Here is a 12,376-nt window from a genome sequence, read left to right on the forward strand (position 1 = left end):
ACTGTTACGCCGCGGCGATGACACTGCCGCACGTCGCGACGTTTACCGACACGTACCTCCCGACCGTCAATGGGGTGACCTACACGGTCGAGACGTGGCGGGACCGCTGGCGCGACCGCGGCGGTCGCATGGACGTGGTCTACCCGAAAAGCGACCACGAACCGTCCGACAACGAGTATCCGGTCCGGAGCCTCCCGTTTCCCTTCTACGAGGGGTTTCGCCTCGGGATGCCCCAGATACCGAAGGGCGTTCGGGACGCCGAACTGGTCCACGCCCACACCCCCTTCAGCCTCGGAATGGCGGGCCAGCGACTTGCGGGGAAACTCGATATACCCTTTGTCGCGTCGTATCACACGCCGACGAGCGAGTACGCCGAGTACGTCTCCTTCAACGGGGCTGTCGAATCGGCGGTCCGGTCCAGCGCCGAGAGCTACGAACGCTGGTTTCTGAGCCGTGCCGACACCGTCATCGCGCCGGGCGAACGCGCGGCCACACATCTCCGGGAGTCTATCGACCTCGATACGAGGGTGGCGGTCGTCCCGAACGGCGTCGACACGACCGTCTTCGAACCGGTCGACACCGCCGCCTTCCGAGACCGCTACGACCTGCCAGATGGCCCCATCGTCGGCTACACCGGCCGCCACGGCTACGAGAAATGCCTCGAAGACATCATCACGGCCTGCGAGGGACTGGACGTGACTGTCGTGTTCGGTGGCGACGGGCCGGCCCGCGAATCGCTGGAAGCGGCGGCCGAACGCAGCGACGCCGACGTGCGCTTTCTCGGCTTTCTCGACCGGGCGGAACTCCCCGAACTGTACTCGACGCTGGACGTGTTCGCGTTCCCGAGTCCCGTCGAGACACAGGGTCTGGTTGCCCTAGAAGCCAACTGCTGTGGCACGCCCGTGGCCGGCGTCGACGCCGGCGCACTCAGTGAGACCATCGAGGACGGCGAAACCGGATACTCCTACGACGAAGGGGACATCGACGGCTTCCGCCGGGCTATCGGGCGCGTTCTCGACGAACGGGCGCGGCTCCGGGAGCGCTGTCTTGCCCGACGCGGCGTGATCAGCGTCGAGCACGCTATCGACAAACTCGCCGACGTGTACGAGAGCGTGCTGTAGCCGTCCCCCGGCGTTTAATTCGCGCAGCTCAGGCCCGCGAGTGCGACCAGCCGATACCGAAGGCGAGGCCATTGAGCGTGCCAAGCAGTATCCCGAGATAGAAATCACCCAGTGAGACGGCCAGTATCAGGCCGGCCCCGATTCCCAGTGCCAGTCCCTTCAGGACTGTCGGCCAGTGAAGCCAGCTCAATCGCCCGTTAGCGTCGTCGCTCATACGCTCTCTCGGGTCGCCGGCGAGTAAACTGTACCCATTCGCGAGCGACCGCGCCGGTCTCGACGTGCGTTCTCAGGCCAACGCGCTGCCGGCCCGGATAATCTCCCGTTCGCCGAACGCCGGTCCGACCAGTTGTAGTCCGACCGGCAGCCCGTCGTCGGTTTCGCCGGCCGGGACGGAGATGGCCGGGAGGTTCGCGAGGTTCACCGGGGTCGTGTTGGCGTCGGCCAGATACATCGTGAGGGGGTCGTCGAGGCTCTCGCCGCGTTTCATCGGGGGGACGGGCATCGTGGGCGAGGCGAGCACGTCGGCATCGTCCAGCGCCTCGTCGAAATCCTGTTTGACCCACGCGCGAGCGTCCTGAGCCTTCTTGTAGTACTTGTCGTGGTAGCCCGCCGAGAGGGCGTAGGTGCCGAGCAGGACCCGTCGCTTGACTTCCTCGCCGAAGCCCTCCTCGCGGGCGTTGGCGAACGAGTCGTTCCAGTTGCCGTCGTAGCCGCCGGACTGACCATACCGGACGCCGTCGAACCGCGCGAGGTTCGAGGAAGCTTCCGACATGGCGATGACGTAGTACGCCTCGACGGCGTGTTCGACCGAGGGAAGGTCGACCTCGTGGTAGCTCGCACCCTGAGCTTCGAGGTCGTCCAGCGCCGCCCAGAACGTCTCGACGACGGCCTCGTCGGCCCCGTCTAGCAGTTCTGTCGGGACGCCGATAGAGAGCCCGTCGACATCGCCGTCGGCGGCTGCCGCGTAGGAACCGTCGGCCGCAGGGGCCTCCTGCGTCGTCGCGTCGTGTTCGTCCGGGCCGGCGATGACATCCAGTAGTTCGGCGGCGTCCTCGACGGTCGGCGCGATGGGGCCGATCTGTTCGAGGCTGTTGGCGTAGGCGACGAGGCCGTACCGTGAGACCAGTCCGTACGTGGGTTTGATGCCGACGACGCCACAGAACGCGGCCGGACAGCGGATGGAGCCACCGGTGTCGCTCCCAAGTGCGAGGTCAGCGTCGCCGGCGGCGACGACAGCGGCCGAGCCACCGGACGAGCCGCCCGGCACGCGGCCCTCGGCGACAGGGTTCTCGACGGGGCCGAACGCGGAAGTCTCGGTGGTCGTCCCCATCCCGAACTCGTCCATGTTCGTCTTGCCGGGGATGGTCGCGCCGGCGGCTTTCAGGCGCTCGACGACCGTCGCGTCGTACGGCGGGACGTAGTCGGAAAGCATCGCCGACCCACAGGTCGTCCGGACGCCCTCGGTGGAGATGTTGTCCTTGACCGCGACGGTCTTGTCTGCCAGCGGGCCGTCCTCGGCGCCCTCGATGGTCTCGTCGGAGATGTAGCCGTTGTACTCCATTATGACACCTTCGGCCCTTTGAACTGCCCCTCTTCTGAGTCGTTGGCGTTCTGGAGCGCTTCCTCCTGCGAGAGGCTTTCATGTGTCTCGTCGGGGCGCATCACGTTCGAGAGTTCAGCCTCTCGTTCTGTTTCTGGGACATCGTCAAGCGCTTCGAATGCATCAAGGATGTCACCAAACTGCTCAGTGAACCGCTCGATCTCGTCGTCTGCGAGGTCGACACGGGCGAGGTCGGCAACATGCCGGACCTCCTCGGGATCGACGGCGGGGTCGCTCATGTCGGGCCGGAGTGCTGGATGCGCGGTAAGCGTTTCGAAACACTGGGCGAAAATATAGCATAGTTAATAGTTTAGGAAGTGAATACACAAGATTTGCCAACTCTTGTTTTCCCTTCGGAAAATTGGACTTCTGAAACAGACAAAAGTTTTAAGTCGCCGTAGATACAACAATAGGATACAACACGTTTTTCGGGTACGATACCCGGTTGCCCCCATCCAACAAATGACCGATACCAGCATCCGCCGATACTCGAACGAGCGCGAAACGGAGACAGAGCAGACGGACGAAGAGGAGTCAGAGACGCTCGTCTGTCCGGAGTGTAACGGGTCGTTACTGTCCGACAGCGAGCGCGGTGAAACGGTGTGTGAAGACTGTGGGCTGGTCGTCGAGGAGGACGAGATCGACCCCGGCCCCGAGTGGCGCGCGTTCGATTCGAAGGAGAAAGACGAGAAATCCCGCGTCGGTGCGCCGACGACGAACATGATGCACGACAAGGGCCTCTCGACGAATATCGGCTGGCAGGACAAGGACGCCTACGGCAACTCCCTGTCCTCGCGCCAGCGCGAGAAAATGCAGCGCCTTCGAACGTGGAACGAGCGGTTCCGTACCCGTGACTCCAAGGAGCGCAACCTCAAGCAGGCGCTGGGCGAAATCGACCGCATGGCCTCCGCGCTCGGACTGCCGGAGAACGTCCGCGAGACGGCCAGCGTCATCTACCGCCGCGCACTCGACGAGGACCTGCTTCCCGGCCGCTCCATCGAGGGCGTCTCGACGGCGTCGCTGTACGCCGCCGCGCGTCAGGCCGGGACGCCGCGTTCGCTCGACGAAATCGCAGGCGTCTCCCGCGTCGAAAAAGACGAAATCGCCCGCACCTACCGCTACGTCGTCCGCGAACTCAGCCTCGAAATCCAGCCGGCCGACCCCGAGAGCTACGTCCCGCGGTTCGCGTCGGACCTTGACCTCTCCGAGGAGGTCGAACGCCGTGCCCGCCAGCTCCTCCAGAACGCAAAGCAAGAGGGCGTTCACTCCGGCAAGTCGCCGGTCGGCCTCGCCGCCGCTGCCGTCTACGCCGCCTCGCTGCTCACCAACGAGAAGGTGACCCAGAGTCAGGTCAGCGAAGTCGCCAACATCTCCGAGGTCACCATCCGCAACCGCTACCACGAACTGCTGGAAGCGGAAGACAACATCCACCCGTAACCGGTATCGTAACCTAAACCACCGACTGCGCCCTTTCGGGGGGTATGGAGACCACTCGGCATTTTGTCGCGACGGTCTACGTCGTCAGCGATGGCTGCGTCGCGCTCCACGAACACAGCAAGCTCGACATGTGGCTGCCCGCCGGCGGACACATCGACCGCGACGAACTCCCCCACGAGGCCGCGCTGCGCGAGACGCGCGAGGAACTGGGCCTCGACGTGGACCTCATCGCACCCCAGCAGGACATCGAGAGCGAGACGGTCCAGTCGCTGCCCCAGCCACAGCACTTTCTGCTCGAAGACATCAACGTCAACGCCGAGGGCGAGGTCGGCCACCAGCACATCGACTTTATCTTCTACGGCCACGCGGACAGCCGCGACATCACGCCGGGACCGGGCGAACAGCCAGCTGATGACTGGGAATGGTTTACTGCTAGTGATCTGCAGGACCGAAGCGATGAACTCCCCGCAGATGTCGTCGAGATCGGCCAGCAGGCCATCGATGCGGTGCGCGAGGCCTAGACGTGACTCACTGCACGAGCGATTTGACGTACTGGGTGACGTGGTCGTCCATCCGGCGCTTGTAGCCGGCCTGCCGGGCCAGACGGTCGAGTTCCCGTGCGGCGAGCGAGCCGTACTGCGCGGCTTTCTTGTCACGCGTTGCTATCTCCTCGGGCAGTGACTCGCTGGCTGCCGCCCGGAGCGCGACTTTCCGCCTCTCACCGTCGACGAGCAGGTCACCGGCCAGACGCAGGGCAGCATCAACAACGCGGTCGTGCAACAGCGGCGTCACCGGTTCGACACCGGCGGCCCGCAGGGCGAGCACGTCCCGCTCTAGCTGGTCCGGGAGCGAAGCGATGACTTCTCGCTGGGCTCCGCGGACGGTGTCGGCCTCAACCCGGGGGTCTTCGGGGGCTTTGGCGACTTTGGCGTAGCCGCCGAACAGCTCGTCGGCCCCTTGGCCGAGCGCCAGTCGGTCGAAGCCGTCGGCGGCGACCCGCTGGGCGGCGAGATACAGCGGGAGCGCTATCTGCACGTCCATGGCGTTCGTCCGCTTCGTCGCGCGGGCGATTTCGGGCACCGCCCGCTCGATGGCGTCGTGGGTGAGTTCGACCACGCGGACCTCGGTTCCCAGCAGGTCCGCGGCTGACCGCGCCGCCTCGACGTCGTGACTGTCCGGGAACCCAGCGACGTACAGCGGCGCGTCGAGCCGCGCTGCAAGTAGCGCCGAGTCCACGCCGCCGGAGAACGCGATTGCGAGGCCGTCGGTGTCGACGGCGTCGACGCTCGTCTCGACAGCGGCACGGACCCGCTCAATAGCCGTTTCGCGGTCTCCAAACGGCTCCGGCGACGGGAGCGACCACCGTTGTCGCGTCCCGCTGTCGGTTCGAATATGGCCGGCGGGGAACGACCGCGGGTCGGCCAGCGTCGTCGGGTCGTGGCTCCACTGCCCGGGGCCGAGTCGCTTCTCGTCAGAAACGGCACGCTCCACGAACAGCGGATATCGCCCAAGTACGTCGCGGACGAGCGTCCCGTCCAGTTCGCCCGCGAACCCGCCGGTGCCCGGAAGCGCGTCGCCGCTTGCGAGAGCGTCGGCGACGGTGACCGCGTCGACCCCCTGCATCACTGTAGGAGCTCCGCGATGCCGTTCTTGACGCGTCGCTTCGCACCGCCAGCAGCCTGCCGGAAGCTGATCCGCCACGGCGTCCGTTTGCCCTCGACGGTCGTCTTGCCCTCGCGGATGGCGTCGAGAATCGCGTCGACCGACCGTTCGTCCGTGCCGACGTTCGTGACTGCCTGCCCGACCATCTCCGCGATGTGGGCGTCACTGCCGGCGGTCATCGGTAACCCTTTTCGGCGAGCAAATCGCTCGGCCTGCCGGTTCGACCGCCCGGTCAGCAGCCGTGAGTTGTACACTTCGATGGCGTCGGCCGTGGCGAGTTCGGCCTTCGAGATGTGTTCTAACACGCCGTGTCGGGATTCTTGGAACGGGTGCGGGACGACTGCGAGTCCGCCCTGATCACGTATCCGGTCGAGCGTCTCGTCAAAGGGAAGGTGGGGCGGAATCGCCTCCTGAATCCCCAGAGCGAGGACGTGTCCGGCGGCACACGTGACCTCCATCCCGGGAATACCGACGAGACCGTACTCCGGGGCGAGTTCGGCCGCCCGGAGGCTGGCATCGATCTCGTCGTGGTCAGTCACGGCCAGTGCGTCCAGCCCAACGGCACTGGCTTGCTCTAAGAGGAGCTCGACCGGGTCCCGGCCGTCGTACGACAGCGACGAGTGCGCGTGTAGCTCAACCGACTGCACAGGTGGCGATAGCGGGTGGCAGGGCAAAAACGCCCCGGTCCGCCCTTGTGCTCACAGAGAACAAACCGGCCGCCGTGTCCATGGCGGCCGAATGCCCGAAGGAACGCCCATCTGTCCCACGAGACTGAGCGTGCGTTTCCCGACGATACGACCGTCAATCGACGGTCGCATGTGATAGTTACCGGTGTGCAGGAATGAGTCGTCCCCCTCAGATTGGCGGGGGTTAAAGTAGGGCTGACCGTCCCGGCTCAGTCGGCTGAGCTGCCGCCGGCTATCGAGTTCTCGCCGGTATCGAACGGCGGCGGCCCGTGAACCTCGCTGTCTTCTAGATAACATTGTGGGTCCGGAGCGAACAGGTCGTCTTCGACGGTGAGCGCTCGAAGCCGGGACGCGCCGCGGCAGACTCCGGCGTAGCGGCAGTCGGCGCACTTCCCGGTGAGGTGGTCCTCGCGGTTCCGGAGCGCCCGGAGAAGCGGGTTCGACTCGTCTTCCCAGATTGCGCCGAACGAGCGGTCGCGGATGTTCCCCAGCGAGTACCCCTGCCAGAACTGCGTGAGGTGGACGTTGCCCTGATAGTCCACGTCGGCGACGCGCTCGCCGGTTGGGTCCCCACCGTTGACCCGCAGATACTCGTACACCCGCTGGGCCTGTGCCTCGCTCATGTTCTCACGGGCGTATTCGACGAGGTAGGCCGCGTCGGCGTAGTTTCCGACCAGCAGCGTCTCGATTTCTTCGCCGCGGTCGTGGTACTCGCGGGTCATGTCACAGACCCGCTTTACCGCCTGCCGGCGATCCGCAGGTGTGAGGTCCGCATCGACGATCTCGGTCCCGCGGCCACCGTAGTCGAGGTGGTAGAAACAGAAGCGGTCCACGCCCACGTCGGTCAGCAGGTCGACGACGCCCTCCAGATCCGCGGCGTTGCGCTCTGTGATTGTGTACCGGAGGCCAGTTTTCAGGCCCGCGTCGAGGCAGTTCTCGATCCCTTGGACCGCGCCCTCGAACGCACCGTCGACCCCGCGGAAGTCGTCGTTTCGCTCCGGCAGGCCGTCGACGGAGACACCGGCGTATTTCAGCCCGGCGTCTTTCAGCGACCGGGCGCGCTCCTCGGTGATGAGCGTCCCGTTGGTCGAGAGCACGGGGCGGACGCCGACCTCGTTGGCGTAGGCGACCAGTTCTTCGAGGTCCTGCCGAACGAGCGGTTCACCACCGGAGAACAGCACCACTGGCGCGCCGTAGTCGGCCAGATCATCAAGCAGCGCTTTCCCCTCTGCAGTCGAGAGTTCTCCGTCAGCGATTTCGGTATCGGCGGCGGCGTAACAGTGGTCACAGTAGAGATTGCACTGTTTGGTGACGTTCCAGACGACAACCGGCCGGCGCTGTTTCTCGTCGCGGATCTGCCGCTTGGTCGACTCGTTCGCTGCGTCGTACCGAAGGCCGTCTCCCTCGGCGTCGAGGTCACAGAGCAGTTTCGAGACCGAAATCATCGGTTCCCACCCCGGAGCGTCTCCGCCTCCATCTCGTCGACGCTCATGGTTGCGTCCTCGTCCGTGGTTCCCGTTCCAAGCGCCGCAGCATCTGTCTGGTACCGCTCCGTCTCGTCGGCGGGACACAACCACAGTGTGACGGCGGTCCGCGCGAACAGCGACGCTGCCTGCTCTCTGGCGATGTCGGCGGACGGCGCACTGACGCTTCCGACATGGGTGAGCGGGTTCGCCGTGTCCTCGCGGACGAACACCTCCCACTCGCGACTCGTTGCGCCGCGCGGGGCGTCTACCTCGTGGTCGAACTCTTCCATACCCCTCTGTTAGACTCCCTCAAAAAAACGGGGCTAGCGCGTTCTCAGCTACTGGGAACCACAGTTGAATTCGATATAGCGGTATGGTGTTTACTGCGACGTTTGTACGAGAACGACCCATATCGAGTCTGCCCTTTGAAATCGTCGGAGAAACAGCGTCTGTGCCGTGATTACTTCAAATCGAACGCCTAGTTACCCTTCGTAGCCCGCGTACTCCATCAGCTGTTTGAAGATGTCGGTGTCCATTGCCTCCTTGTAGACGACGCCGGTGATCATCCCACCGGGGTAAGAGGTCCCGTTCATCGCGTGGCTGACCTTGTGACAGTGCGCGAGGTAGATACCGGGGTCGGCGTCGGCCTCGAACTCGATAGTGTGCCGACCGGCAGGCGGGATACTGGTGATGTCCTGATCGTGGCGGGCGGCTTCCGGAATCTTCCCGCCGTCTTTGTGAGTCACTTGGAACCGGTGGTTGTGGATGTGCATCGGGTGGTCCATGTACCCGTTGTTGCACATGTGGATACGCACCGTATCGCCCTGCTCGACGATGATCGGCGAGCCGTCCTCGGGGTGAAGCGTCCGTGGGGCGGACTTGCCGTTGACAGTGAACGTGTCGGGCCGGCGGTTCCGGGGGTCATAGCTGGCGTCCATGCCCGCCATCTGGCGGTTGAGCCGGGAATCCCACTCCTTCAGCGTCATGAAGTACTCTTTGTCGGCCGGTTCGTACCCCTTCGGATCGACGCGGAAGATACCGTACATCCCCATGTCGATGTGGCGATGGGTCTGGTAGTGGCAGTGATACAGGTGCGTGCCAGTCACGTTCGCGGGGATGGTGTAGGTGTGTTTCTCGCCGGGGTCGATTCGGATGCCCGTCGTGGTCGGGACGCCGTCGTCCTCCCACTGCTTCTGGACGGCGTGGAAGTGGACCGTGTGCGGGCGCATGCCGTCCGTGTTGTCGAAGGTGACCTCCATGTCCTCGCCTTCCGTCGTCCGGAGGATCGGCCCCGGGACGCTCGGTTCGCCGTCGTCGGCTTTGAACGCCCACACCTTCGGGAGTTCGACGGGGCCGCCCATCGACTTGCCGGGATGGGCCTCGTGTTTCGCTGGGACAGAGGAGAGCGTCACTTCGCCACCCTGCTCGTCGACGTTGACGATTTCAGGCGGCGACGTGGTCGGGAGGTCGCTGTCGGACTGTGCTGGGGTTGTGCTGGTGTCGACTGACTCTTCGGTTGGAACCTCACCCGGGGCGGTACAGCCCGCAAGCGCGACCGTGCCACCGAGGCCGGAGGCTTTCACGAAGTCACGACGGGAGATGCCCGATCCGGGTGCGCCGATCTGGTCTTCCATAAGCAATTGAAGGTAATGTCCCGCAATATAAACCCCTAAAGGCAATTCTCAGGCCGGCAGAAGCGTTCTCAGTTACTGGGAACGAAGACCCAGTTACAGATAAGTGCCCCATATATTGCGTGCTGTGTGGCGGAAAGGTCGGCTGTGTCAGGCGGTAAGCGCTCCGAAGTCGGTTACATTAAACGTCTTGGGCGGGCACTGTCGGGCAAGGATGGTCCGGGACCCCTTCGCTGACGAGGAGACGCCGGAGTTACAGGCGGTCCTCGACGCACTCGACGACGAGGACTGTCGCGCCATCGTCAGCGTACTGGAGGAACCGTTGACGGCGAGTGAGATATCCGACCGGAGCGGCGTACCGCTATCGACGACCTATCGAAAGCTCGAACTACTGACGGAGTCCTCGTTGCTGTACGAGGGCGTCGAGGTCAGGTCGGACGGGCAACACGCGAGCCGGTACGCTATCGATTTCGAGGAGGTCGTCATCAGCCTTGACGAGGAACTGTCGCTCACCGTCGATATCTCACACCGCGCTCGGACGCCGGACCAACGGCTCGAAAACCTCTGGTCTGAGGTGCGAAAGGAGACATAACCATGGTACACATCCCAAGTTCACAGGTCGGAATCGTCGTCTCGAAGACACTGATCCTCATTCTTGGCGGACTGATAACCTACTACTCGTATCAGGCGTACAGCCGAACGAAAAGCCCGCAACACAAGTGGCTCACTTACGGGTTCGGGGTGGTGACCCTCGGTGCGTTTGCCGGCGGCGTCCTCGATATCATCGTCGGTCGGTATCTCGGGCAACAACTGCTCTCTGTGAGTGTCTTCACGTCGAGTTCACTGACGGCCATCGGTCTGGGTATCATTCTGTACTCGCTGTACGTTCGGTAGCACTCACACAGAGTACCCACGCGGCAATCGCTTCGCCTCGTACTTTCACTTTCGGCCGGAGCGGGCAGCTGTTCTGTGTGGCGGTGTGACTGTGGTATTCTCACCGACTGGAAACGCTACGGACGGTATATTTACGCGGACGTGTCAATCAGAGTTATGCTTGGAGCGAACGCCGTGTTGTTAATCGGGATGAAGACAGTCACGCTGTTCTGTGGTGTGATACTGACGACGTTGACCTACCGCGCGTATCGCCGCACTCAGGCACCGGCGATGCGAGCGCTCTGTCTCGGCATCGGGTTCGTCACGCTGGGCGCAATACTCGGCGGTAGCCTCCACCAGCTCATCGGTATGCCGGTGGCACAGAGCGTCACTGTCGAGGAACTGTTCACTGCGGTCGGGTTCTTTATTCTGACCTATTCGCTGTACACGGACCAACCGGCCGCGACGAACTGATTCTGTCGACTGTACGTCTGGAAAGAAGTCTGTCACCCTGCGGTGACAAATCCTCAAAATAGTCACAGCCGACAGTATGAGTCACGAGTCCTCGGTAGGCGTGTGTTCACGGCCAGTCAGCAGTACGGGCAGCGAGTGCGGGCTGTGTTCGACGAGGACGGCGACGAGGTTGCCCGCGAACAGTGCGGTCCCGAAAAGCGCAAACGCCCCGGCGACCAGCGCTGTGTCGTTCGGCGTCTCAAGCCACTGATTGCTCACGAGGATACCGTATGCGAGAGTTAGCGCCACGCCGTCCACGGCGGCGATGCGGTGGTCGTACAGGTCATCGACCATCGGCACGTCCTCGAAGCCAAGGCGGTCGCTGTACCGGTGGACCCAGACGATGAACGGGACAACGTGATACAGCGTCCCGAAGACGACAAAGCCGACGCCACCGATGAGTAGCACCGTCGACGGCTGCCCGAGTAGCCCAGCGTACGCCAGCGGGTCGTTCCACCACGCGACCACTGTCAGCCCTGCCCAGAGGAACAGCGATAGCGCTGCGACGCTGTAGCGGGTCAGCATCGGTGACCACTCGACACGCGCACCGACGAGCTGCCGCGCCAGAAGTACCGCCACCACGCCAAGGCCAACAGCGACCAGAACCGCGCCGAGCCGGGCCAGAACGGGGGCTCCGATCAGGCGACCGCCAGCGAACGCGAGAACGCCGAGCGGATAGACGGCCGTCTCTACCCGCTGGACCACTGCATCGATTCTGCCGGTGTCGGCCTGCGTGAACATCGGGGCGAGCTGTGCCAGCGCGCCTGCGACAGTCGTCAGGACCGCACCGAACACGGCAAGTGTCCCGTGGGCTAACAAGAACCCCTGTCGGCTGATTCCCAGAACCGGGAGAACGCCGACAGCGTGGTCCAGCGCCAGCACTATCCCGGCACCCGTCACGAGGACAAAGAACACCAGCGCCCAGCCGAAATGGATCGCTGTAACGTCAGGCTCCGCAGCGAGCAGCGTCCGACCGACGTTGTAACAGAGGGTCCAGACACCGACCAGCGCGAGCGTTCCGGCAACCGGTAACAGGGTAGGGGTTGCTGTCAGGAAGCCAGCCGCCAGACCCGCGAACCCGGCAGCAGCGAACGGTAACTGCGCAGCGGCGAGGCGGCGCGAATAGAGGTCGACTCCACACCAGACCGGGACGAACTGCGTCAGCGCGCCCATGATGGTGAGACAGACCCACCCCGCAAGCAGGAGGTGGACCTGTGCGAGGTGGCCAGCCCGCCCCTCGACCACGCCGACGGTGACACCGACGACCAGAAACGCCAGTGCGACGACGAAATGACGGAGTGGAACCGTCATCGGTGGTCCGGCGTCTGCGTCCACGTCGGCAGGTATTCCACTCATTATCGTCTAGTACGACCCTGCCCCTGCTGGC

General features: G+C 64.1%; 15 protein-coding genes. 6 read left to right on the top strand and 9 right to left on the bottom strand.

Translation table 11 applies throughout. The features are described from left to right. Window positions 1–17: 17 nt before the first annotated feature. A complete protein-coding gene (locus tag Har1129_RS07620; RefSeq protein WP_151100113.1) occupies window positions 18–1,121 on the top strand; it encodes a glycosyltransferase in 1,104 nt (367 codons plus the stop codon). 28 nt (window positions 1,122–1,149) lie between these two features. On the opposite strand, the gene Har1129_RS07625 is transcribed toward Har1129_RS07620, so the two are convergent. The 3 genes from Har1129_RS07625 to gatC form a co-directional block, all read right to left on the bottom strand. After that, the gene (locus Har1129_RS07625; RefSeq protein ID WP_151100114.1) at window positions 1,150–1,335 is read right to left on the bottom strand and encodes a hypothetical protein; all 186 of its coding nucleotides are present in this window, start codon (window positions 1,333–1,335) and stop codon (window positions 1,150–1,152) included. Between the two features lie 72 nt (window positions 1,336–1,407). Continuing rightward, window positions 1,408–2,685, bottom strand: a complete 1,278-nt coding sequence (gene gatA, locus Har1129_RS07630; protein WP_191906191.1) for an Asp-tRNA(Asn)/Glu-tRNA(Gln) amidotransferase subunit GatA — start codon at window positions 2,683–2,685, stop codon at window positions 1,408–1,410. Continuing rightward, the gene (gatC, locus tag Har1129_RS07635) at window positions 2,682–2,960 is read right to left on the bottom strand and encodes an Asp-tRNA(Asn)/Glu-tRNA(Gln) amidotransferase subunit GatC (protein WP_151100116.1); all 279 of its coding nucleotides are present in this window, start codon (window positions 2,958–2,960) and stop codon (window positions 2,682–2,684) included. Before gatC ends, gatA begins: the two co-directional genes overlap by 4 nt. A 223-nt stretch (window positions 2,961–3,183) precedes the next feature. Between gatC and Har1129_RS07640 the strand changes: the two genes are divergently transcribed. Both Har1129_RS07640 and Har1129_RS07645 read left to right on the top strand, forming a co-directional pair. Further along, window positions 3,184–4,158: a transcription initiation factor IIB family protein gene (locus Har1129_RS07640; protein WP_151100117.1), complete on the top strand. Its 975-nt coding sequence runs from the start codon at window positions 3,184–3,186 to the stop codon at window positions 4,156–4,158. Window positions 4,159–4,202: 44 nt separating this feature from the next. After that, a complete protein-coding gene (locus tag Har1129_RS07645) occupies window positions 4,203–4,679 on the top strand; it encodes an NUDIX hydrolase (protein WP_151100118.1) in 477 nt (158 codons plus the stop codon). 7 nt (window positions 4,680–4,686) lie between these two features. Here the strand turns inward: Har1129_RS07645 and Har1129_RS07650 are convergent, their stop codons facing one another. From Har1129_RS07650 to Har1129_RS07670, 5 genes are all read right to left on the bottom strand, one after another. Further along, window positions 4,687–5,781 (bottom strand): asparagine synthase C-terminal domain-containing protein, encoded by a 1,095-nt coding sequence (locus tag Har1129_RS07650; protein WP_151100119.1) that lies wholly within the window; start codon window positions 5,779–5,781, stop codon window positions 4,687–4,689. Further along, window positions 5,781–6,467: a PHP domain-containing protein gene (locus Har1129_RS07655; RefSeq protein WP_151100120.1), complete on the bottom strand. Its 687-nt coding sequence runs from the start codon at window positions 6,465–6,467 to the stop codon at window positions 5,781–5,783. Before Har1129_RS07655 ends, Har1129_RS07650 begins: the two co-directional genes overlap by 1 nt. 248 nt (window positions 6,468–6,715) lie before the next feature. Next, window positions 6,716–7,951 (bottom strand): TIGR04347 family pseudo-SAM/SPASM protein, encoded by a 1,236-nt coding sequence (locus tag Har1129_RS07660; protein ID WP_151100121.1) that lies wholly within the window; start codon window positions 7,949–7,951, stop codon window positions 6,716–6,718. Further along, window positions 7,948–8,262, bottom strand: a complete 315-nt coding sequence (locus Har1129_RS07665) for an Htur_1727 family rSAM-partnered candidate RiPP (protein ID WP_151100122.1) — start codon at window positions 8,260–8,262, stop codon at window positions 7,948–7,950. The genes Har1129_RS07660 and Har1129_RS07665 overlap by 4 nt, the downstream gene beginning before the upstream one ends. A gap of 192 nt (window positions 8,263–8,454) precedes the next feature. Beyond that, a complete protein-coding gene (locus Har1129_RS07670) occupies window positions 8,455–9,606 on the bottom strand; it encodes a multicopper oxidase domain-containing protein (protein WP_151100123.1) in 1,152 nt (383 codons plus the stop codon). A gap of 211 nt (window positions 9,607–9,817) precedes the next feature. Between Har1129_RS07670 and Har1129_RS07675 the strand changes: the two genes are divergently transcribed. From Har1129_RS07675 to Har1129_RS07685, 3 genes are all read left to right on the top strand, one after another. Continuing rightward, window positions 9,818–10,195 carry a helix-turn-helix domain-containing protein gene (locus tag Har1129_RS07675; RefSeq protein ID WP_004516178.1) on the top strand — a complete coding sequence of 126 codons (378 nt, stop codon included), beginning with the start codon at window positions 9,818–9,820 and terminating at the stop codon, window positions 10,193–10,195. 2 nt (window positions 10,196–10,197) lie between these two features. Beyond that, window positions 10,198–10,497, top strand: coding sequence for a hypothetical protein (locus Har1129_RS07680; RefSeq protein WP_151100124.1), 300 nt, complete (start codon window positions 10,198–10,200; stop codon window positions 10,495–10,497). Between the two features lie 156 nt (window positions 10,498–10,653). Further along, the gene (locus Har1129_RS07685; RefSeq protein WP_151100125.1) at window positions 10,654–10,950 is read left to right on the top strand and encodes a hypothetical protein; all 297 of its coding nucleotides are present in this window, start codon (window positions 10,654–10,656) and stop codon (window positions 10,948–10,950) included. 81 nt (window positions 10,951–11,031) lie between these two features. On the opposite strand, the gene Har1129_RS07690 is transcribed toward Har1129_RS07685, so the two are convergent. Then, on the bottom strand, window positions 11,032–12,345 hold the full coding sequence (locus Har1129_RS07690) for a hypothetical protein (RefSeq protein ID WP_151100126.1): 1,314 nt from the start codon (window positions 12,343–12,345) through the stop codon (window positions 11,032–11,034). Window positions 12,346–12,376: the final 31 nt, after the last annotated feature.

The sequence above is a fragment of the Haloarcula sp. CBA1129 genome (assembly GCF_008729015.1).
Lineage (GTDB): Archaea > Halobacteriota > Halobacteria > Halobacteriales > Haloarculaceae > Haloarcula.

What these genes read in the sequence shown, in the direction of transcription:
- gatC (WP_151100116.1), bottom strand. Translation starts at nt 2,960, where the DNA reads ATGAGCGACCCCGCCGTCGATCCCGAGGAGGTCCGGCATGTTGCCGAC.
- Har1129_RS07670 (WP_151100123.1), bottom strand. Translation starts at nt 9,606, where the DNA reads ATGGAAGACCAGATCGGCGCACCCGGATCGGGCATCTCCCGTCGTGAC.
- Har1129_RS07645 (WP_151100118.1), top strand. Translation starts at nt 4,203, where the DNA reads ATGGAGACCACTCGGCATTTTGTCGCGACGGTCTACGTCGTCAGCGAT.
- Har1129_RS07650 (WP_151100119.1), bottom strand. Translation starts at nt 5,781, where the DNA reads ATGCAGGGGGTCGACGCGGTCACCGTCGCCGACGCTCTCGCAAGCGGC.
- Har1129_RS07640 (WP_151100117.1), top strand. Translation starts at nt 3,184, where the DNA reads ATGACCGATACCAGCATCCGCCGATACTCGAACGAGCGCGAAACGGAG.
- Har1129_RS07660 (WP_151100121.1), bottom strand. Translation starts at nt 7,951, where the DNA reads ATGATTTCGGTCTCGAAACTGCTCTGTGACCTCGACGCCGAGGGAGAC.
- Har1129_RS07690 (WP_151100126.1), bottom strand. Translation starts at nt 12,345, where the DNA reads ATGAGTGGAATACCTGCCGACGTGGACGCAGACGCCGGACCACCGATG.
- Har1129_RS07620 (WP_151100113.1), top strand. Translation starts at nt 18, where the DNA reads ATGACACTGCCGCACGTCGCGACGTTTACCGACACGTACCTCCCGACC.
- Har1129_RS07685 (WP_151100125.1), top strand. Translation starts at nt 10,654, where the DNA reads ATGCTTGGAGCGAACGCCGTGTTGTTAATCGGGATGAAGACAGTCACG.
- Har1129_RS07675 (WP_004516178.1), top strand. Translation starts at nt 9,818, where the DNA reads ATGGTCCGGGACCCCTTCGCTGACGAGGAGACGCCGGAGTTACAGGCG.
- Har1129_RS07665 (WP_151100122.1), bottom strand. Translation starts at nt 8,262, where the DNA reads ATGGAAGAGTTCGACCACGAGGTAGACGCCCCGCGCGGCGCAACGAGT.
- Har1129_RS07680 (WP_151100124.1), top strand. Translation starts at nt 10,198, where the DNA reads ATGGTACACATCCCAAGTTCACAGGTCGGAATCGTCGTCTCGAAGACA.
- Har1129_RS07625 (WP_151100114.1), bottom strand. Translation starts at nt 1,335, where the DNA reads ATGAGCGACGACGCTAACGGGCGATTGAGCTGGCTTCACTGGCCGACA.